This window comes from Blattabacterium cuenoti, assembly GCF_014251635.1.
Lineage (GTDB): Bacteria > Bacteroidota > Bacteroidia > Flavobacteriales > Blattabacteriaceae > Blattabacterium > Blattabacterium cuenoti_S.
This window is the reverse complement of the sequence record NZ_CP059194.1, coordinates 508,240-529,997: the sequence shown is the minus strand read 5'-3', so window position 1 is coordinate 529,997 and position 21,758 is coordinate 508,240. Positions and strand designations below refer to the sequence as shown.

Sequence of the window (21,758 nt, the reverse complement as noted above, 5' to 3'; positions counted from 1 at the left end):
GTTTTAAAATTCTGCATTGTTTGGAACTCTGGGAAATGGGATAACATCACGAATATTATTCATTCCTGTGATAAATTGAACTAAACGATCAAAACCTAAGCCAAATCCACTATGAGGAACAGAACCAAAACGACGTGTATCTAAATACCACCAAAGTTTATTTTTATCAGTATTTGTATCTTTCATACGTTGTAATAATATATCATAACGTTCTTCTCTTTGAGAGCCTCCAACAATTTCTCCTATTTCAGGAAATAAAATATCCATAGCTCTAACAGTTTTTCCATCATGATTCATACGCATATAAAAAGCTTTAATGCTACAAGGATAATCAAATATAATTACAGGAATTTTAAAATATTTATCTACTAAATATTGTTCATGCTCCGATTGTAAATCCATTCCCCAAATAATTGGATGTAAAAATCTTATATTTTTTTTCTTTTCTTCTTGATCAAGAATTCTTATAGCTTCTGTATAACTAATTTTCTTGAATGGATATTTTAAGATAAGTTCTAATTTTTCTAAAAGGGAGTTTTTTTTCTTTTGGTTCCATTTTTCCAAACATTGATTTAAAAAAATCAAGTCTTCCATGCTATTATCAACAATATATTTTATAATAAACTTGAGAAAATTTTCAGCTAAATTAATATTTTCTTCCAGATGATAAAAAGCAATTTCTGGTTCAATCATCCAAAATTCAGATAAATGTCGTGAAGTATTGGAATTTTCTGCCCGAAACACAGGACCAAAAGTATATACTTTTCCTAATCCTAAAGAAGCAGTCTCCGCTTCTAATTGCCCGGATACACTGAGATAAGTTTTACATTTAAAAAAATCCTTTGCATAATCTATTATTTTATTTTTTTTAAAATCCATAGTTGTAATATGAAACATTTCTCCGGTTCCTTCACAATTTAAAGTGGTAATAATTGGAGTATGAATATAAAAAAAACCATGTTTATGAAAATATTTATGTATACCAAAAGCTATATGATGACGAATTCTCATAATGCAACTAAAAATATTTGTTCGGAAACGTAAATGAGCTTGTTCACGTAGTTTTTCAAAACTATGTTTTTTAGGTTGCAAAATAGATTTTTGAAGAATTTTTGGATCTACTGATTCATATATAGTTATATCCACAGATTGGAGTTCAATATATTGTTTTGTTCCAATACTTTTTTTCACTATTCCTATAACTCTAATTGAACTTCCAATTGTTATTTTTTTTACAATACTTTTATTATTCGATAAAATAATTTGTATATTTCTAATTGTAGATCCATCATTCAAAGTTATGAAAATAGAATGACGAAAAGAACGGATCCATCCTTCGACTAATACTTTTTTATCTATAAAAAATTTTCCTTTATTTAGTAATTCTTTAACTGAATATTTTCTTACCATTTTATATTTTCTATATTTTCAATATTTCCTTTTCCTTATGAATAAAGAAATTTTCAATTTTTTGTATATATTCGCTGGTCATTTTTTGTATATAATTTTCTCCTGTTTTAGAAATGTCTTCTGATATTTTTAATTTTCTTATATATTGGTTATTTTTTTTCCTAATTTCTCTCACAAGAATTTTTGCATGTTCTGTTTGTGATTTGATTTTTTTTATCAAATTTTTTCTACTTTCTTCTGTAATTATAGGCAAATGTATATGAATAGAGTCTCCTTTATTAGTTGGCATAAAACCTAAATTAGCATTAATAATAGCTTTTTCTATATTTGAAATAATCGTACGATCCCAAGGATGAATAGAAATATTCATATTATCTATAATAGAAATATTGGCTACTTCTGTAAGAGAAAAAAAAGTTCCATAACATTTTATTTTTATTTTACCTAGAAAAGAAGATACAGATTTACTTCCTAATCGAACACGATGAATTTCTTTTGTTAGTTTTTTAAAAATTTCCTCCATTTTTTCTTTACAAGAGGAGAAAATATTATTTAATTCATCCATAATTAATTTCTATTTTTTTTTAGAAACCATAGTTCCTATTTCTTCTCCTGAAATTACTTTTTTAAAATTTCCTTTTCTGTTAATATCAAAAATAATAATCGGTAAATCATTTTCATTTCCTAAAATGAAAGCCGTTTGATCCATCACTTTTATTCCCATTTGATATGCCATATCAAAAGATATATTTTTAAATTTTTTAGCATATTTATCCTTTTCTGGATCTGTTGTATAAATTCCATCCACTCTAGTCCCTTTTAATAACACATCAGCTTTTATTTCGATAGCACGTAAAACAGCGGCTGTATCTGTAGTAAAATAAGGATTTCCTAATCCTGCTACAAATATTACCACCCTTCCTTTTTCAAGATGGTGTATGGCTCTGTCTTTTCCAAAAGGTTCTGCTATTTCATCCATTCGAATAGCTGTTTGAATATAAGTACATATTCCTACATTTTCTAAATATGATTGAAAGGCGATCCCGTTAATAACGGTAGCTAACATTCCCATGTAATCTCCCTCTATACGATTTATCGTTTTTTCCTTTATTCTAGAAAATCCTCTAAATATATTCCCGCCTCCAATAACTATAGCTACTTGAGCTCCCATATCTACTACTTCTTTTACTTCTTCAGCATATTGTTGAAGACGAGTAGAATGAAGTCCAAATTCGTTATCTCCCATAAGAGCTTCTCCACTTAATTTCAATAATGATCTTTTGTACTTCATGAAAAATATATTATATTTTTATCTTTTTTTTCATAATAAAGGATATTGTAAGAATATTATGGAAAAATTCCTAGTTTTTCATAAGAGTCAATAATTTTATTGATTGCGAGTACAAATGCTGCAGTACGCATGTTTTTTATTTTTGATGATTTTTTTAAATCACGGATTTTATGAAATCCATTAATCATTGTATCTTCTAATCCGCTACGGACCAGATCTATTTCTCTTGGTCCTCTTAAAATAATTTTTTTTTCTTCTGAAGAAATTTTTTTTTTGCAAACCGTTTCTATAACATGCAAGAATTCTGCATTCATATTTTCGCTAAATTTCTTTTCCATACGGCCATAACGTACATGACTTAAGTTTTTTAGCCATTCGAAATAAGAAACGGTAACTCCTCCTGCATTTAAGTAAATATCAGGAACAATAATTATTCCTTTTTTCTCCAGTATATCATCAGCTTCAGGGGTGGTAGGTCCATTTGCAGCCTCTCCAATAATTTTAGCCTTAATACGATTTGCATTATTTTTATGGATTACATTTTCTAATGCTGCTGGAATTAAAATATCACATTCTAATTCTAAAGCTTTTTCCGTATTCTCTATATTTCTTGCTTCTGGAAAATTTAGTATAGACCCAGTATTTCTTAAATGTAAGAAAACTTTCGATACGTTTAATCCTTTCTCGTTATAAATCGCGCCTTCCCTTTCTGCTAAAGCAATAATAACAGCTCCTGCTTCGTGAAAAAAAGTGGCGGCATGATAACCAACATTTCCTAATCCTTGTATAATAATTTTCTTTCCAACTAATCCTACATCAAGACCAACAGAGTACATGTCTTCTTTTGTATAACACAATTCTCTAATTCCATAAAATACACCTAATCCTGTTGCCTCTTTTCTTCCTCTTACTCCTCCTTGAGAAACAGGTTTTCCTGTTACGCAAGCTAATGCATCTACGTCTCCAGAACGAAGAGATAAAAAAGTATCCAAAATCCAACTCATCTCTTTTTCTCCTGTTCCATAATCAGGAGCCGGAACATCTATTCCTGGTCCAATAAAATTTTTTTTAATCAATTCAGAGGTGTAACGACGTGTTATCTTTTCTATATTTTCTGGTGATATGATTTGTGGATCAATCTTAATTCCACCTTTAGCTCCCCCAAAAGGAACATCAACTATGGCACATTTATAGGTCATTAAAGCAGCTAAAGTCATAACTTCATCTTGATTCACTTTAGTACTATATCGAATTCCTCCTTTACAAGGAAGTTTATGATGAGAATGTTGAACTCTATATGCTTCAATCACTTTGATTTCTTTTCCTATTTTCACAGGAAAATGCATACGATATACAGAATTGCAAGCTTTAATTTGTTCTAAAAGACCTTTTTCAATAGAAAGAAATTGTGCAGCTTTATCGAAATTTTTTTCTATACAATTAAAAAAACTATATGTACCAGTTTTATTTTGGTTTTTTGACATAAAAAAAAGTTTTTATACATTTCCATAGAATGAAAAAAAAATACAAAAATGAATGCTACATTATTGACTACAAATCTACATTTTATGTATAAATTTTAATCCATTACAATATGAATTAAGTATTTTAATATAAAGTGTCATTTTAAAAAATTTATTTAAACAAAATATTTATTATTTTTTTAGGGATTAAAATTAACTTTTGTAAAGTTTTTTCTTTCAAAAAAAATTTTGTTTTAGGATGATTTAATATTTTATTTTTTATTTCTCCTATTGAAGTGTTATAATTAAATTTTTCTGAAAATTTGAATTTTCCATTAAACATAATCGGATATGTTATTTTTTTTTCCACTATATATTTTGGATTAAAAACTGGAAAATTATAAAATATAATAGATTTTTTTTTCCCCATCTTACACCATAATTCTTCGGAAATATAAGGCGCAAATGGAGCTATTAATTGAACTAAAGGTTCTAATATTTTTCTTTTGTTACATTTTAATACGGTTAATTGATTAGTCATAATCATTAATAAACTTATAGAAGTATTCCAAGAAAAAGATTGCATTTTATTTTGAATTTTTTTTATAGTACTATGTAAAATTTTAAGTTCTTGAACTGTTGGATTCATTTCACTTACTTTAAAAATTTTATTTTTATGAAATAAACTCCAAAATTTATTTATAAAATTTTTTATCCCATTTATTTTTTTTTCTTCCCAAGGTTTAGATTGATTAATAGGACCTAAAAACATTTCATAAATACGAAATACATCTGATCCATATTTTTCACAAATATCATCAGGATTTATTACATTATATTTGGATTTTGACATTTTTTCCAATTTTCTTTTACAAAAAAAGGATCCTCTTTCCAAAATAAAAACAGATGAATAAAATTCCGGTCTGTATTTTTTAAACTTATTAATATCTAATTCATTGTTTTTTTTTATTAAAGAAAGATCTACATATATTTCTTGAAAAGAAAAATATGCGTGTTTTTTATTTTTTAATCCATAAGAAATAAAAGTATTTTCTCCTATCACTTTTAGTATAATAGCAGAATAACTCAAAATCATTCCTTGATTCAATATTTTTTTGAAAGGTTCCTCAGTATTTATCCAACCTCTATCTAACAAAAATTTATGCCAAAATCTAGCATAAATCAAATGACCTGTACTATGTTCAGCTCCACCAATATATAAATCGACATTTTTCCAATAATTTTCTTTTTTTTTATCAATAAAGAATTGATTATTATCTACATCCATATATCTAAGAAAATACCAACTCGATCCTGCCCAACTAGGCATTGTACTAGTTTCCATTGGAAATACATATTTATGATCAATAAGAATATTAGAGACAATTTTCATGTTTCTTTCATCCCAGGCCCAATTTTGAACTCTAACTAATGGAGATTTTCCATCTTTAGGATGAAAGTTCTCTATTTTAGGAAGGACTATAGGCAATTTATCAATGGGAATTGCTTTTGGAATTTTATTTTTAAAATAAATAGGAATTGGTTCTCCCCAATATCTTTGTCTGGAAAAAATAGCATCACGAATCTTATAACTGATTTTAATTTCTCCTATTTTATTATTTATTAAAATTTTGATTATTTTTTCTTTTGCTTCTTTAATATTTAATCCATTTAAAAAATTAGAATTCATACATTTTTCATTAACATCTAAAATTTTTATGATCTCTATCCCCAATTTTTTTGCAAATTTTCTACTTTCTTCTTCATATCCAGGTATTCCTATTATAGATTGGGTTTTATTATTTATCGTAAAAAAATTACTGACATAAATGGGGATCCTTTTATTAGAAATAAAAGGATGTAGTGCATAATTCCCTGTAAAAATACCATAAATATTTTTTGTATTTTTGTATGCAGGAAATTCTTGAGTAAAATATGTAAAACCATTTTTATGGTGTAAAATTTTATCTGCAAGTGGATGGTCTGGAGATAGTATGATAAAAGTCATTCCAAATATCATTTCTGGATGAGAAGTAAATAATTCAATTTGATTGATTTCACCAATAGGATAAACAATTTTTAAAAATATAGAAATTCCTATTGACTTTCCTATCCAATTATATTGTAACTTTTTTAAAGATTGAGAACAATCAATAAAATTTAAACCTTTTATAAGTCTTTCTGCATATGCACTAATTCTTATATGCCATTGTAACATTTTTTTTTTGTAAACTGGATATCCACCTCTTTCACTTTTTCCATTCTTTATTTCATCATTAGCCAATACTGTTCCTAGATCTGGACACCAATTCACTATATTATTACATAAAAAAGCTAATCTATAATCTAAAAGAATAGATTCTTTTTCGTGTAAATTGAATTTATTCCACGTTTTTGAATCAAATTTGTAATTTGATGTGGTGTTTGTGTTAATGAAATTATTTCCGTTTTTATTAAATTCTTTAATTAAAAGATCTATAGGTTTAGCCTGTTCAGTGTTTTTATCGTACCAAGAATTAAAAATTTGAATAAACATCCATTGAGTCCAACGATAATAATTAGGATTGCTGGTATATAGTTTTCTATTCCAATCAAAAGAAAGCCCTATTTTATTCATTTGTTCTTCGTATCTACGTGAATTTTCAAGAATAGTTTCACAAGGATGTTTTCCTGTTTGTATAGCATATTGTTCTGCAGGAAGTCCAAAAGAATCAAATCCTATTGGATTTAAAACATTATACCCTTCTGCTCGTTTATATCTTGCATAAACATCTGATGCTATGTAACCTAAACAATGTCCTACATGAAGACCTGTTCCAGAAGGATAAGGAAACATATTTAAAATGTAGTATTTTCTCTTTTTACTTTCTTTGGTATAAAAAACGTTATGTTTTTTCCAGTATATTTGCCAACGTTTTTCTATTTGACGAAAATTATATTTCATTTTTTTTTAAGACAATATGTATATAAATATTACAATGATTTTATTACGTAATTTTAATTTATTTCTGCAGAACAATACAATATAGAAATTGTTTTTGTTTCTTGCGGGAATGAACCCAATCATATTATAAACTCAAAAAAAATTTCTACAAAAAAAAATGTTTAATGAGGATCAAGATTATTTAAATAACGATAAATTTATAAACAATCAAACTGTAAGTAGATTAATAAAGATTATTTATCACTATCCTAATGATGTTATAAAAATATTTAGTTTGTTAAAATTATGTAAAGCAATTTCTCTTTTTAAAGAATTAGATTTTTCTATAAAAAAAAAAATTATAAAAGGCTTGCCTTCTATTAAAAAAATGGAATTATTAAATAATTTATCAGTATATGATCGTGTTCACTTTTTAGATAATCTTCCAAAAAATATTTTAAAAGATTTAATAAAATATTTAAGTCCAGAAGATAAATATAGAATTTTAGTATCTCTAGGATATCCTAAAAATAGTGTAAGTCGTTTGATGATTCCATATTATCTTGCTGTTCAAAAAAATTGGAGTGTGCAAGAAGTTTTGGATTACATTCGTAAAGAGGTAAATAATAGTGATGTTATAGAAATTGTTTATATAGTAGACCAAAAAGGTCAATTAATAAATGATATAAAAATACAAGAATTTTTGTTAGTAGACCCAAAAACAAAAGTATTCAATCTAATGAGCAGTCAATGTACTGAAACTTTAAATGTTACAGACACAGAAAAAGAAGCTATTCAAATATTTTCTATGAGCAATAGAATTTCACTTCCAGTTATAGATAATCATAATTTTCTATTGGGAATAGTAACTGTATATGAGATTTTGGATAAAAATTATAGAAAAAATTTAAAAAAAATAGGAGGGATGGAAGCTTCAAATCAATCTTATTCTTATTTAAACGTTCCTTTATTTAAACTTATTAAAAAAAGAGCTGGATGGCTAATTTTATTGTTTATAGGAGAAATGTTAACGACAACAGTTATGCAAAAATTTTCAAGTGTTATAGAAAAAGCTGTAGTTCTTGCTTTGTTCATTCCTTTAGTTGTTTCAAGTGGAGGAAATAGCGGTTCTCAAGCTGCAAGTTTAATTATACAAGCAATGGCTTTAGGAGAGGTAAAAATAAAAGATTGGTGGATTGTGATGCGAAGAGAAATTATTTGCGGTTTTTTTTTAGGGAGCATTTTAGGATTAACAGGTTTTATACGTGTCATCGCTTGGCATAAAATAAATTTATTTAATTATGGATCTCATTGGATATTAGTCGGTTTAACAGTTTTTTTATCCTTGATCGGAGTCGTATTATGGGGGACATTAAGTGGGGCCATGTTACCTTTTATAATTAAAAAATTAAGAGGAGACCCAGCCAGCTCTTCAGCTCCTTTTGTGGCTACATTAGTAGATGTTGTTGGGTTAATTATATATTTTTCTATATCTTATATTCTTTTGCACGGGACTTTATTATAATAATATTTTTCTACATTTTTGTAAAACCATTTGAAAATCTTCAGGAATTGGACAATAAAAATAACATTTTTCATTTTTTGGATGAATAAAAGAAAGTGATATTGCATGCAAAGCTTGTCTTGGTAATATCTTAAAACAAGTTTTCAAAAATTTTATATTTTTATTTGAACATTTTTTTTTCATAAAAATTCTATTCCCCCCATACATAGAGTCGTGAAACAATGGATGACCTAAATATTTGAAATGTGCTCTTATTTGATGTGTTTTTCCTGTTTTTATATTGCAAGAAACATATGTTAAATATTTAAATCTTTCTAACACTTTATAATGTGTTATAGAATACTTTCCTTTATAAAATTCATTATTTCTAAAAATGGTCATTTTTTTTCTATTTTTAGGATCTCTTCCAATAAAACCAGTTATAATTCCTTTTTCTTCAAGTAAATTTCCCCATATTAAAGCTCTATATTCTCTTTGAATTGTTTTCGAGTTGAATTGTTGGAATAAACATTTTTTAGAATGTTCATTTTTAGCTAAAACTAATAAACCTGATGTATCCTTATCTAATCTATGAATTAAACCGCTTCTATACAAATTGAAATTACTCAAATTTGAGTTTTGGAAATGATATTTAATTCCATGAATTAATGTTCCTTTATTATTGCCAAAGCCAGGATGAACTACCATTCCTGCAGGTTTATTAACTACAAGAACGTCTTCATCTTCATAGATAATATCAATATTTATTTTTTCCGCAATAATATTTTTATACTCTAAGTGATCTAATGTAGGAATATTAGGAATTTCTATTTCTATAAAATCCAAAGATTTTATTTTATAATTTTTTTTTACAATATGTTTATTCACAATAACTTTACCTGAAATCGTTAATTTTTGAATTTGATTTCTGCTAATATTTTCTATATTTTTTTTCAAAAACTTATCAATACGAATTTCTTTTTGATTTTTCTTTGCAGTGATTTGAACTTTTTTCATTTAGTTCGATTCTATTTGTTCTTTTTCTTTTTTTTCTTCGGTTTGTTTTTGAGGCTTTTTTTCTTCTATTTGTATTTTTTCTGTTTGTTGTTTCTGAGAATCTTTTTCTTCTATTTGAATTAAATCATCTAATAATTCTTTTGAAGTTAACCAAAGTTCAACAGATTTATTTTTGTTATGAATCACTCCAGGTTCAGGTTTTTGACGGTATACTTTTGCATTTTTTTCAGGATTTTTGATTTCATGATCATAGTAAAAATTAATAACATGAAATAATTGATTTTTTAAAACGTAAGTAGCTGAATATAAAGTCATTCCAATAACATCAGGTACTATGGAGTTGTTTTTTTCATATCCTTTTCCAATAATTAAAGTGATTCCATCTTGATTGGTATTAGTAGGAAACCGATATCCAAATCGGATAGATTTATTTTTATATAAAACTTTTAAAATAATATCTTTATCCATATCATTAATATATTTTATTTCTTTGACGGATATATGATTAGCATGAAGTAATTTTATAGCTATTCGTTTATCTTTATTAATGATATTAGGCAAAATAGATTGGGATGATTTAGAATTAACTTGTATATATATATGTCTTCCTTCTTTAACATGATTTCCAGCTTCTGGTGAAAAGGAAATAATTCCATTAATCCTAAAATTAGGATCATAACGTGATGTATCTATATCGTATTTCAGGCCTAATTTTTTTAAAATTGATATAGATTGAGTCATATTAAAACCTCTTAAATTAGGAACTACAACATAAGATCCATGTTTTGTATAAATATCTACCCATTTCAATGCCAATTGAGTAATTTTATATAAAATAAATATGGAAATTATAAAATTGATGATGAATATTACAAAATATTTTGAATAATTCATAAAAATGTTTTTATATCAAAAAATTAACAAAATTAAAAATAAATAATGAAAAAAATAGCTGTCGTTATGGGGGGATATTCAAAAGAATCTGTTGTTTCACTAAAAAGTGGAAAAGTTGTTTATGAAAATTTATGTAGAAAAGAATTTGATCCTTATCGGATATATCTTTTCAAAGATAAATGGTTCATGAAAAATGAGAAAAATAAAGAATATCCTATTAATAAACAAGATTTTACTGTTTTTAGAATGAAAAAATTAAAATTTGATTGTGTATTTAATGCTATACATGGAACTCCAGGAGAAGATGGAATATTACAAGCTTATTTTGAGCTGTTAAAAATTCCTTATACAGGATGTAATTTTCATCATGCTAATGTTACTTTTAATAAAAAATATTGTTCAACTTTCTTGAAGCATTTTGGAATTAATACGGCCGAGTCTTTTTTTTTAAATAAAAATCAAATTTTTTGTAGTAAAAAAATTTTAAATAAAGTAGGTCTACCTTGTTTTGTAAAACCTAATAGATCTGGATCTAGTTTAGGGATAAGAAAAGTTTATGAAGAAAAAGATTTGTTTGATGCAGTACAAAAAGCTTTTCTAGAAGATGAAGAGATTATTATAGAATCTTTTTTGAAAGGAAAAGAGGTATCAGTAGGTGTTTTTTCATTTAAAAATGAAGTTGTTGTTTTACCAATAACAGAAATAATTAGTCAAAATGATTTTTTTGATTTTGAATCAAAATATTCTGGTAAATCTAAAGAAATCACTCCGGCAAAATTATCTAAAAATATTGAGAATAAAATACGAAATACAGCAGAAAAAGTATACAATTTTCTAAATTTATCAGGAATATCTAGAGCGGAATATATCATTGTAAATGAAGAACCTTATTTTTTGGAAATCAATACAGTACCAGGTCTTTCAGAAGAAAGTATTTTTCCAAAACAATTGAAAATAGTTGGAATCTCTTTATCCGATGTTTTTAAAAATACCATATATGCTTCCATTGAAAAAATGAACAAATAAAATTTCATAATTTACAATTACATCTTTTCTTGCAAAAATTTTTTTTTGGATAAAAAAAATTCAATAATTTTCTAAATAAACAAAAAATTGAATATAAAAAAAATAAACCTATTATAATATATTGCCACATTTTATTATTTTTTTAATGTTTGATATATTAATAATGAAGCTATATAAGCTAATAAAGTCATAAAAATAAATTGTAATATTGGCCATTTCCAGGATTTTGTTTCTTTTTTTATTATGGATAAGGTACTCATACATTGCATAGAAAATGCATAAAAAAATAGTAAAGAAATTCCTGTTGCTAAATTATAAATAGGCTTTTTAGTTCTAGGTGACATTTCTTTTTTCATTTTTTCCTTTAAAAAATTTTCTTTTTCTTCTATGCTATATACAGAAGCCATGGTGCTAACAAAAACTTCTCTCGCTACAAGAGATGATATCAATCCTATTCCAATTTTCCAATCATATCCTAATGGATGAATTATAGGTTCCATTTTTTTTCCCAATAACCCCAAATAAGAATGAGGCAATTCTTTTTTTTCTATTTTTATGATTGAATTTTTATTTGATGAATTTTCTGAAGGACCAAAAGTTCCTAAAACCCAAATTAATATGTTTATCAATAAAATCATTTTTCCTGCATTTATAATAAAGGATTTAAGATTAATCCATAGAGTAATCAATACATTTTTTAACATAGGAATTTTATAAGTAGGAATTTCCATGATAAGATGACTTTTATAATTTTTTTTTAAAAATTGATGTAAAATTATTGAAACACTCAAAGCAGATATAATTCCTAAAATATACATAGCCATGAGCACTATTCCTCTAAGTTGAATAAAATACCATTTTTTATCCTGTATAATTAGAGATATGATAAGAGTATAAACAGGTAATCTTGCCGAACAGGTCATAAAAGGAGTCGCTAAAATAGTAATTAAACGATCTCTTGGATTATCTATATGTCTAGCTGATATGATTGCAGGAATAGCGCAAGCTATGCTAGAAATAAGCGGAACAACACTTTTTCCATTTAATCCAAAAGGCCGCATGATTCTATCCATTAAAAATATAACTCTGCTTATATATCCACTTTCTTCCATGATAAGAAGGAAAAATAGTAAAATAGAAATTTGCGGAATAAAAGAGAGAATAGTACTAATTGCGGGAAATATACCTTGTAATAAAAAATTATTTAAAGGACCAGGATAAATATTTTCCAACTTTTTTTGGACAAAAGAAAAAAAAAACTCTATAAATTGTTTTGGAATTTCTGACCAAAAAAAAATACATTGAAAAATGAAAAATAAAAAGAAAAAAAAAACAAAATAACCCCAAAAAGGATGCAAAATTAAGTGATTATCTATTTTTTTAGAAAATTCTAAATAGGTTTTTTCTTTATCTGAAATGAATTCGGAAACTGTTTTTGAGAAAACTTTTCCTATTTCTTCATATCTATCTAATGTTTCCTTGATTTGTAGTCTTTTCGGTATAATATTATATTTTTTTTTTATTTCATGTAATAAATTATCTTTTTTTAAAAATTTTCTATTATAAGCTAAATAAGACCACGCTTGATAAGTGTTTACTTTATAATTATTTTTTACATCATTAATAGCAGAAGAATAATGTAATCTTGGATTAAAAAAATAGGTTCTTTTCCTTTTTTTATTATTATTTAAATTTAAATTATTTATTTTTATTTTAACTTTATTTAATCCTATTCCTTCTCTTGCATTGATTAATACAATTTCTGTTATAAGAAATTTTTTTAATTTTTCTATATTAATAGATATTCCCTTTTTTTTTGCTTCATCAAGCATATTTAACACAAAAAGAACAGGAAATCCTAAATCTTGTACTTGTCTTAGTAAAAGAAGACTTTTTTTTAAATTCGAGGAATCTGCTACTACTATAATTTTGTCTGGATAATCTAAATCATTCAGGTTGCTCAGCAATCTGCAAACCACTTCTTCATCTTCAGATGAAGGATATATACTATAAGTTCCAGGAAGATCTATAATTTGATAGCACGTGTAGTCATAATAAAAATATCCTATTTTTTTGTCAACTGTAACTCCTATATAATTTCCTACTTTTTGATTGAGACCAGTTAATTTATTAAACAAAGAAGTTTTTCCTACATTTGGATTTCCAACAAGCGCTAATTTAATTTTTGACATTATTTGTTATCTAAAAAATAATAGGTTCTATTATGATATTTTCAGCTTCTTCTTTTCGTAAAGCTAAGCAAGATTGATCATAGCTAATGCATAATGGATCGTAAAAAATAGAAACAAAAAGTATTTCGATTTTTACCCCAGGTAAAACTCCTAACTCTAATAGTTTTATAGGGAAATTATCATTTTTATATCCTTTAATAATCCCTTTTTCTCCTTTTTTAAGATTAGATAAATTCAAAATATATTTTTATTTTGTAATAAAGGTTTAAATTTATCTTTTTTATTTTTTAAATCTTAGAAATGTCATCAATTTTAATTAGATCTATACAATTGCTACTTAGCATTTCTATATTAGTTGTTGTTCATGAATTAGGTCATTTTATTCTAGCTCAAGTGTTTAAAGTAAGAGTAGAAAGATTTTTTTTATTCTTTGATCCTTGGTTCTCTCTTTTTAAAAAAAAAATAGGACATACCATTTATGGAATAGGGTGGTTGCCTTTAGGAGGATATGTTAAAATATCTGGAATGATGATGGATGATAAAAATGTTTTATCCGAAAATCGGATTAAGAATTGGGAGTATCGTTCTAAGTCAGCAATCAAAAGATTATTGATTATTGCTGGAGGAATTATTTTCAATATATTGTTATCTGTTTTAATTTTCACTTTTTTATTGTTTAAATATGGGGAAACTTATCTCCCTACAAAAAATGTTAAATACGGAATAGAAGTTGATTCTTTAGGAGAAAAAATAGGATTGAAAAATGGAGATAAAATTTTATTCGTAAACGAAAAGTATGTCCCATACTTTAATGATATTCCTAAAGCAATTATTTTAGGTAATTCTATTACTGTAGATCGTATGGGAAATATAATAAAATTATCATTAAATAATAACAAGAAAAAATATCTTTTTGATAGAAAAGAACTGAACTTTTTTATTCAACCCCGTGTCCCTCCTATAATCAATTATGTCATCAAAAATTCTGAAGCAGAAAAATATGGATTAAAAAATAATGATGAAATATTAGCTATTAATTCTGAATTTGTTCTTTTTTCTGATCAATTAAAAGATTTATTATCAAAATATAAAAATGAAAACATATTAATATCCATTAATAGAAATGGAAAATTTATTCAGAAAGAAATTTTTTTAGATCCAAAAGGAGTTTTAGGTATTTATTTAAAAAATTTTATGGATTTAGATCAAATTTTTTTATTTGAAAAAAAGAGTTACTCTTTTTTTGAGAGTATCCCTCATGGGATAAAAAAAGCTTGGAATGTTTTAAAAAATCAAATCTTTTTTTTGAAAAATGTTTTTCATATAGAAACTAAAGCTTATAAACAAATAGGTAGTTTTTTTTCCATAGCTAAAGAATTTCCATCTCAATGGAACTGGGGGATTTTTTGGACTTTAACAGCTACTTTATCTATTTGGTTAGCTTTTTTAAATTTATTTCCCATACCATCATTAGATGGTGGTTATATATTATTTATTATGATAGAAATGATAACAAGAAAGAAAATAAATGAAGAAATCATCGAACGTTGTACTATTTACGGATTTGTAATAATTAGTTTAATTATGATGTTAATTATTCTTTGGGATATTTTCAAAGTTTTTCTTTATTGAATTTTTTAAAGAAAAAAATATGATAGGGAGTGACTCCTATATCTATTAATAAATCATTTTTATGTATATCCTTGATTTTTTTTATGGGATAAAAAAAACTTAAACCTATTTTAATAACGTTTTTTTCACATAAAGAAATAAATCTATCATAAAAGCCTTTTCCGTAACCTATTCTATAACCTTTTGAATCAAATATTAATAAAGGAATAAATATTATTTCAATTAGAGAGATTGAAACGATAGATTTATGCATGGGAATAGGCTCTAAAATTCCATACTTTTTTTTTGTTAATATAGTATTTTCATGAAATAAACAATTTTCTATAGAAAAATTACGAAAATTAGAACAGGGTATCGTAACACATTTTCCTATTTTTAGTAAAAAATTAATTATAATAAATGTATTTACTTCTTTATATTCACGTATAGGTAAAAAAATGTGATAATATGTTTTTTCCCATATAAAAAATATATTTTTTAAATGGGAAAAAATTTCGTTACTCATTTTTATAATTTCTTTTTGAGAAAAAGATTTTCTCATATGGAAATATTTTTTTCGTAATTTTTTTTTATTCATTTTCCTATTCCTATTTATTTACTATAAAAATCTATAAAATTTTCTAATATTTTTATAATTTTTTTAGGGCGTTCTATGTGCCCCATATGACCTGTAGGTATTGCAACAAAATAAATTTGATTTCCATTTTTAGTTTCTTCATAAATTTTTTTTTTATCAAGAATTAGATCGTATAAACCGGTTATATATAGTTTTGGAAATCCAGTTGTTTTCAGCAAAAATTTTCTATCTTTTCGAATAGACATTCCTTTTAAAAAAGAAATAATACTATTGATATGAGTATGCGAAGCTATTTTCTTTGTAAAAGAAATTTCTTTTTGTAAAAAAGATAATTTTTCATAATGAAATAATTTTTTGATACTTGTGGATATAAATAATGGATAATTATTGATTGCTAATTGAATAGACTGAATACGACTTTTCTTTTTTTCAAGTGTGTCTGATTCTGTTGTTGAATGAAGTAAACATAAACCTAAAAACATTTCTGGATATTCTTCCGCTATAGCTAAAGCTATATATCCACCCATAGAATGACCTATGAAAATAGCTTTTTGTATATTTTTTTTTTCTAAAATTTTTTTTACCATTTCTGCTGCTTTTTCCATTGTAAAAATCATATTTTTTTCTAATGTGAAAATACTTTTTCCATGTCCTGGAAGATCTATCAAAATAACTTTATACTTAGTAGAAATACTGCGATATATATAATTCCATATTTCTAAACTTTCCATAAATCCATGTAATAATACTATAGGAATTCCTTCTCCTTTTATTTTAAAATTTATTTTACAAATATTAGTCATATATTAATAATTAATACAATACTACAAAATAAAATATACTTTTATGAAATTATATGAATATGTATGAAATTGAAAAAAAAACAATTTTCTAATTCAAAATGCATTTTTCCAAAAATGGAATAAATCATGTTGTTAACAATAAACATTGGAAATTCCAGTCTTCGTTTTGGACTATTTGATAATAATTATAATTTAGAATGTAATTATTCCTGGATTATTAATAGCAATCCACATAGATCGCTGGATGAATATATTTTGTTATTTAGAAGTATATATCAACAATATGGGATTCTTTCAGAATTTATACAAAACATTGTTATTGGATCAGTCGTCCCTCCTCTCACAAATATCGTGGAACAATCTTTATATGAAATACATAAAATAAAAGCTATTATAGTTGATAGAAATTCTCCTTCTCCTATAAAACATGATTCTCATCAGTTAGGTACAGATCTGTATGCTAACGCTATAGCTGCATACACATTATACAAAAACAATCATACCTCCACTTTAGTAGTGGATTTTGGGACTGCATTAAGTTTAACCTGTATAGATAAATATGGGAATCTTCAAGGTGTTATTATTGCTCCCGGAATCAATAGTTCTTTAACAGCGTTGATTGGAAATACTGCTCAATTATCACAAATCGAATTGAAAAAACCTCCTAAAATATTGGGGAAGTACACAGAAACATGTATTCAAAGTGGAATTATCTATGGATATTTAAGTATGGTTGAAGGGTTGATTAATAGAGTCAATCAAGAATTAAAAACGAATTGTTTTGTTATTGCGACCGGAGGTCTTTCTCACATATATGCACCTTTAACAAAAAAAATTCATATAAAAGATAAACTACATACAATAAAAGGGTTAAAGATCCTATTTCATTGGAATCATTAAATATCAATGATAATTTTCATTGATATTTTTTTGAATAGATTTTTTTATTTTTTTAGACAAAATTTGAAAATTTTTTGAAGATAAAACCATTCTTTTTTTGGAAAAATTTCCATCACTTTCTTTATCCATAGGAATTAAATGAATATGGACATGAGGAATTTCAAACCCCATGACAAACATACCTACGCGATTGCAAGGTATGATTTTTTCTATACCTATCGCTATTTTTTTTGTAAAAGACATAATAGAGATAAATTCTTCTTCCGATAGAGAAAAAATTTTATCTCTATTACTTTTTTTTGGAATTACCAAAGTATGCCCTATTTTTATAGGATAAATATCTAAAAAAGCTAAATGATCAGAACTTTCCGCTACTTTATAAGCTAGAATTTCATTATTAATTATTTTTTGAAATATATTTATATTATTCACTAAATGCTATTTCTAAAATTTCATAATCAAGTATCATTTTATTAGGCAATTTAATATGGGCTATTTGTCCGACTTGTTTTCCAAGTAATCCTGTTGATATAGGAGTATTTATAGATATTTTTCCTGATTTTAAGTCAGCTTCACCCTCTGGAACTAAAGTATATATTTGTTCTCTTCCATTAGTTAAATTTTTAACTCTTACTGTAGAAAGAATAGAAACTCTAGTTCTATTAATTTGTGATCCATCTATGATACGTGCGTTAGATAGTTTTTTTTTTAACTTAGCTATATTCATTTCTAAAAAGCCTTGAGCCTCTTTTATTGCATCATACTCAGCATTTTCTGATAAGTCCCCTTTATCTCTAGCTTCTGCTATTTGCATGGATATTTTCGGACGTTCTATGTTTTCTAGTCTTTCTATTTCTTTTTGTAATTTTTCTAATCCTTTTTTAGTTATATATTCAAATTTTTCCATAATTTTTCATTATTATTTTTTTCTGATCTTTTTCATTCAATTTATCTATTTAGATGACATATAAAGTTATATGGTTTTGAAATAAAACATAATATGAAAAAAATACCTCATTTTTATTTAAAAACATTAAATAAAAAAATATATTGATTTTGATCAAATTAAAATTACGAATTTTTGTATTTTTATTTCACTTATTTATTTATAAATTAATTGAATTGATATGATAGGAAAATAATTAAAGTTGATAAGGTAAAATATCATTTCATTCTTAGAATATTTGCCCCTAAAAAACGTAATCTCTTATCTATATTTTCATATCCTCTATCTATTTGTTCTATATTTTTAATAATACTGGTGCCTTTAGCCGAAAGAGCTGCTATAAGCAGTGAAATTCCCGCTCTTATATCTGGAGAATTTAATATCGCTCCTCTTAGGGAAGATTTGTGATTAAGTCCTATAACAGTAGCCCTATGAGGGTCACATAATATGATTTGAGCTCCCATTTCTATAAGTTTATCTACAAAAAATAATCTACTTTCAAACATTTTCTGATGAATTAAAACACTTCCTTTAGCTTGAGTCGCTACTACAGTTAAAATGCTTAATAAATCTGGAGTTAATCCAGGCCATGGAGCATCAGATATTGTCAATATTGCATTGTTAAATGATTTTTTGATTTGATAAGATTTTTGTGATGGAATATAAATATTATCTTTTTCCTTTTCTAATTTGATCCCCATTTTCTGAAATGTTTTAGGAACAATTCCCAAATTTTTCCAACTAACATTTTTAATTCTAATTTCAGAACAAGTAATAGCAGCTAACCCTATCCAACTGCCTATTTCTACTACATCAGGTAATATAGTATGCTCGTCACATCCACCTAGTTCTTTAACTCCAATTACATTAATTAAATTAGATCCTATTCCTTTAATTTTCGCTCCCATTTTATTTAACAATTTGCATAATTGTTGAATATAAGGCTCACAAGCAGCATTATAAATAGTAGTTTTTCCTTTAGCTAAAGTGGCCGCCATAATGATATTAGCTGTTCCCGTAATAGAAGCTTCTTCCATTAAAATATACTCTCCAGTTAAATTGTTTTTATTTATTATTTGTAAATCAAAATATTGGGAATCATTATGATAATGTATATTACTTCCTAATAATTTGAATCCTGTCAAGTGAGCATCTAAACGTCGTCTACCTATCCTATCTCCTCCGGGAATCGGAATACAAACTTTTCCAAATCTAGCGAGCAAAGGTCCTGCAATCATAATTGATCCTCTGATGGATTTTCCATATTCATGAAATCTTTTCGTATTCAAATATTCAATGTTTATATTTTTTGCTTGAAAAGTATAATCTCCAATTCCATTTTTTTTTACTAAAACTCCTAATTCTTTAAGAATTTGCATTAAACATTTAACGTCTCCTATTTCTGGAATATTTTTAATTCTCAATTTTTCTGAAGTGAGTAATACGGCACATAATACCTGCAAAGATTCATTTTTAGCTCCTTGCGGTTGAATTTCTCCTTTTAAAGAGAAACCTCCTTTTATTTTGAAAATCCCCATTGTTATGATTTAAAACTAACTTTACTATTTTTTAGTAATTTTTTTTTACTTTTTAAAATTTTAGAACATTGTAATAATGGATCTGTATTTTTCATTAAACATATTTTTCCTTTTGAAAGTTTTTTTAAATCTTTAAATATGACGTAATCTTCCACCATATTTTTATTCCATCTTAAGTAGTTTTTTTTCATTGTATTAGCAATAGCATAAAACAACCCTTCCTTTTTTTGCGTATCTTTACAACGTATTGCTACATGGATCATATTTCTTATTATTTTTCCATAATATCTAAAATTAGTTAAATATTCAGGATACACGACTTTTTTGTTACAGAAACTTATTTTGTAGTTTTCTTTTGTGTTTGGTTTAGGAAAAGGAGTATCAATATCTAATTGATATTTAGACATAATAAATAATTGATTCCATAATTTATGTTGAAAATAAGGAATCGATTTGTGAAACTTAGGATGAATAGAACCCGTCATTAATTTAATAATCCCCCATGCACAACGATTTCTTTTTTTTCTGTTTTTTATTTGTATGGCGTAGTCTATCATTTTATGAATATTTCTCCCATATTCTGGGATCACCAATTTGAAACGATTAGTGTTGTATTCCATAATATATATTTAAAGTTTAGTTTTATTGTTGTTATAATAAGACGTTTTATCTAAAGTCCAAAGAATTTTTTTTTGAAAAAGGTTTTTTCTTACTTGACAAGAATGATTAGAACAAAATGCACAATGATCGTTAGAGCAAGCTTCTACGTGAACAGATAGTTCTACTTTATATCCAAATTCATTTTTGGTTAGTTGAGTTAACTTTTTTACTTCTTGATTCGCTTCTTTTATATTAAAATACCATGGAACAATTAGATGACAATCTATATGTAATGCGCTACCATATTTAATGATTTTTAAATGATGAAGATCGATCCAATGCACATCTCTTTTTTCGTTAAGGTAAAAAGATAATTTTTTTAAAAGTTTTTTATCAGATTCATCCATAATTCCAGCTGTAGCATTCCTCAATAATTTAAATCCTGTATACAAAATTGCGGAAGAAAAAATAATAGAAATAATAGGATCTATCCATGTACATTTGGTGATATTCAACAAAATTAATCCTACAACTATACCAAAAGTAGAATAGGTATCTATTTGAAGATGTTTTCCACTAGCTATTAATGTTAAAGCTCCATTTTTATGTCCGATCTTACAAGCTAAAAACCCTAATAAGTAATTAATAATTCCAGTAAATGACATTAAAAGTACACCATAATCTAATCTAGATAAAAGAATTCCATGCATGTTATATTTAATACGTATAAAAGTATTTATAAAAATAGTAATTCCTACTATAGAAATTAAAACCCCTTCTATAGCCGTTGATATAAATTCTATTTTTCCATGTCCGTATGGATGATTTTGATCTTTAGGCAAAGATGATATATAAAGACTACATAATCCAATAAAGCCACTAATGATATTAATTAAACTTTCCATGGCATCACTAAATATAGAAAGTGAAGAAGTAATATGCCAAGTAATTAATTTAATGAAAAAGAAAATAATCGCTACAAAACAAATTATTTTCTGAAAATAAAAATTAAATTTAATTTTTTTTGAATCATCCATAAATT

Annotated in this window: 20 protein-coding genes; 4 read left to right on the top strand and 16 right to left on the bottom strand. The window is 25.7% G+C overall.

Translation table 11 applies throughout. From position 1 onward, the window contains the following. Positions 1 to 3: 3 nt before the first annotated feature. From asnS to leuS, 5 genes are all read right to left on the bottom strand, one after another. On the bottom strand, positions 4 to 1,410 hold the full coding sequence (gene asnS / locus H0H64_RS02595; RefSeq protein ID WP_185857239.1) for an asparagine--tRNA ligase: 1,407 nt from the start codon (positions 1,408 to 1,410) through the stop codon (positions 4 to 6). A 10-nt stretch (positions 1,411 to 1,420) separates the two neighbouring features. Further along, entirely contained in the window at positions 1,421 to 1,975 is a 555-nt protein-coding gene (locus tag H0H64_RS02590) for a ribosome-recycling factor (RefSeq protein ID WP_185857238.1), read from the bottom strand. A 9-nt stretch (positions 1,976 to 1,984) separates the two neighbouring features. After that, positions 1,985 to 2,701, bottom strand: coding sequence for a UMP kinase (gene pyrH / locus H0H64_RS02585; RefSeq protein WP_185857237.1), 717 nt, complete (start codon positions 2,699 to 2,701; stop codon positions 1,985 to 1,987). A 56-nt stretch (positions 2,702 to 2,757) separates the two neighbouring features. Beyond that, the gene (locus tag H0H64_RS02580) at positions 2,758 to 4,185 is read right to left on the bottom strand and encodes a Glu/Leu/Phe/Val family dehydrogenase (RefSeq protein WP_185857236.1); all 1,428 of its coding nucleotides are present in this window, start codon (positions 4,183 to 4,185) and stop codon (positions 2,758 to 2,760) included. A 151-nt stretch (positions 4,186 to 4,336) separates the two neighbouring features. Then, positions 4,337 to 7,108, bottom strand: a complete 2,772-nt coding sequence (gene leuS, locus H0H64_RS02575) for a leucine--tRNA ligase (RefSeq protein WP_185857235.1) — start codon at positions 7,106 to 7,108, stop codon at positions 4,337 to 4,339. Positions 7,109 to 7,265: 157 nt separating this feature from the next. Between leuS and mgtE the strand changes: the two genes are divergently transcribed. Continuing rightward, the gene (gene mgtE, locus H0H64_RS02570) at positions 7,266 to 8,612 is read left to right on the top strand and encodes a magnesium transporter (RefSeq protein WP_185857234.1); all 1,347 of its coding nucleotides are present in this window, start codon (positions 7,266 to 7,268) and stop codon (positions 8,610 to 8,612) included. Here mgtE and H0H64_RS02565 read toward each other — a convergent pair. Both H0H64_RS02565 and H0H64_RS02560 read right to left on the bottom strand, forming a co-directional pair. Continuing rightward, complete coding sequence (locus H0H64_RS02565) at positions 8,607 to 9,608, bottom strand: RluA family pseudouridine synthase (RefSeq protein ID WP_185857233.1); 1,002 nt, start codon at positions 9,606 to 9,608, stop codon at positions 8,607 to 8,609. The two genes, mgtE and H0H64_RS02565, sit on opposite strands and share 6 nt — an antisense overlap. Continuing rightward, positions 9,609 to 10,502 (bottom strand): PASTA domain-containing protein, encoded by an 894-nt coding sequence (locus H0H64_RS02560; RefSeq protein WP_185857232.1) that lies wholly within the window; start codon positions 10,500 to 10,502, stop codon positions 9,609 to 9,611. 45 nt (positions 10,503 to 10,547) lie between these two features. On the opposite strand from H0H64_RS02560, the gene H0H64_RS02555 reads away from it, so the two are divergent. Beyond that, complete coding sequence (locus H0H64_RS02555) at positions 10,548 to 11,528, top strand: D-alanine--D-alanine ligase (protein WP_185857231.1); 981 nt, start codon at positions 10,548 to 10,550, stop codon at positions 11,526 to 11,528. Between the two features lie 134 nt (positions 11,529 to 11,662). On the opposite strand, the gene feoB is transcribed toward H0H64_RS02555, so the two are convergent. After that, a complete protein-coding gene (feoB, locus tag H0H64_RS02550; RefSeq protein ID WP_185857230.1) occupies positions 11,663 to 13,720 on the bottom strand; it encodes a ferrous iron transport protein B in 2,058 nt (685 codons plus the stop codon). A 10-nt stretch (positions 13,721 to 13,730) separates the two neighbouring features. Further along, the gene (locus tag H0H64_RS02545) at positions 13,731 to 13,958 is read right to left on the bottom strand and encodes a FeoA family protein (RefSeq protein WP_185857229.1); all 228 of its coding nucleotides are present in this window, start codon (positions 13,956 to 13,958) and stop codon (positions 13,731 to 13,733) included. Positions 13,959 to 14,020: 62 nt separating this feature from the next. Between H0H64_RS02545 and rseP the strand changes: the two genes are divergently transcribed. Then, the gene (rseP, locus tag H0H64_RS02540) at positions 14,021 to 15,352 is read left to right on the top strand and encodes an RIP metalloprotease RseP (RefSeq protein ID WP_185857228.1); all 1,332 of its coding nucleotides are present in this window, start codon (positions 14,021 to 14,023) and stop codon (positions 15,350 to 15,352) included. Here rseP and H0H64_RS02535 read toward each other — a convergent pair. Together H0H64_RS02535 and H0H64_RS02530 are read right to left on the bottom strand one after the other, a co-directional pair. Beyond that, on the bottom strand, positions 15,333 to 15,893 hold the full coding sequence (locus H0H64_RS02535; protein ID WP_238784984.1) for a 5-formyltetrahydrofolate cyclo-ligase: 561 nt from the start codon (positions 15,891 to 15,893) through the stop codon (positions 15,333 to 15,335). The genes rseP and H0H64_RS02535 overlap by 20 nt on opposite strands. Positions 15,894 to 15,943: 50 nt before the next feature. Further along, positions 15,944 to 16,732 (bottom strand): alpha/beta fold hydrolase, encoded by a 789-nt coding sequence (locus H0H64_RS02530; RefSeq protein ID WP_185857226.1) that lies wholly within the window; start codon positions 16,730 to 16,732, stop codon positions 15,944 to 15,946. A gap of 126 nt (positions 16,733 to 16,858) precedes the next feature. Here H0H64_RS02530 and H0H64_RS02525 point away from each other — a divergent pair, with 126 nt between their 5' ends. Further along, positions 16,859 to 17,632, top strand: a complete 774-nt coding sequence (locus H0H64_RS02525) for a type III pantothenate kinase (protein WP_185857225.1) — start codon at positions 16,859 to 16,861, stop codon at positions 17,630 to 17,632. A gap of 3 nt (positions 17,633 to 17,635) precedes the next feature. Here H0H64_RS02525 and H0H64_RS02520 read toward each other — a convergent pair whose 3' ends face one another. From H0H64_RS02520 to H0H64_RS02500, 5 genes are all read right to left on the bottom strand, one after another. Next, the gene (locus H0H64_RS02520; RefSeq protein ID WP_185857224.1) at positions 17,636 to 18,064 is read right to left on the bottom strand and encodes an HIT family protein; all 429 of its coding nucleotides are present in this window, start codon (positions 18,062 to 18,064) and stop codon (positions 17,636 to 17,638) included. Then, positions 18,057 to 18,539 carry a transcription elongation factor GreA gene (gene greA / locus H0H64_RS02515; RefSeq protein WP_185857223.1) on the bottom strand — a complete coding sequence of 161 codons (483 nt, stop codon included), beginning with the start codon at positions 18,537 to 18,539 and terminating at the stop codon, positions 18,057 to 18,059. The genes H0H64_RS02520 and greA overlap by 8 nt, the downstream gene beginning before the upstream one ends. A 257-nt stretch (positions 18,540 to 18,796) precedes the next feature. Further along, complete coding sequence (murA, locus tag H0H64_RS02510) at positions 18,797 to 20,116, bottom strand: UDP-N-acetylglucosamine 1-carboxyvinyltransferase (RefSeq protein WP_185857222.1); 1,320 nt, start codon at positions 20,114 to 20,116, stop codon at positions 18,797 to 18,799. A 2-nt stretch (positions 20,117 to 20,118) separates the two neighbouring features. Further along, on the bottom strand, positions 20,119 to 20,736 hold the full coding sequence (locus H0H64_RS02505) for a DUF4290 domain-containing protein (RefSeq protein ID WP_185857221.1): 618 nt from the start codon (positions 20,734 to 20,736) through the stop codon (positions 20,119 to 20,121). Positions 20,737 to 20,745: 9 nt separating this feature from the next. Beyond that, on the bottom strand, positions 20,746 to 21,753 hold the full coding sequence (locus tag H0H64_RS02500) for a cation diffusion facilitator family transporter (RefSeq protein ID WP_185857220.1): 1,008 nt from the start codon (positions 21,751 to 21,753) through the stop codon (positions 20,746 to 20,748). Positions 21,754 to 21,758: the final 5 nt, after the last annotated feature.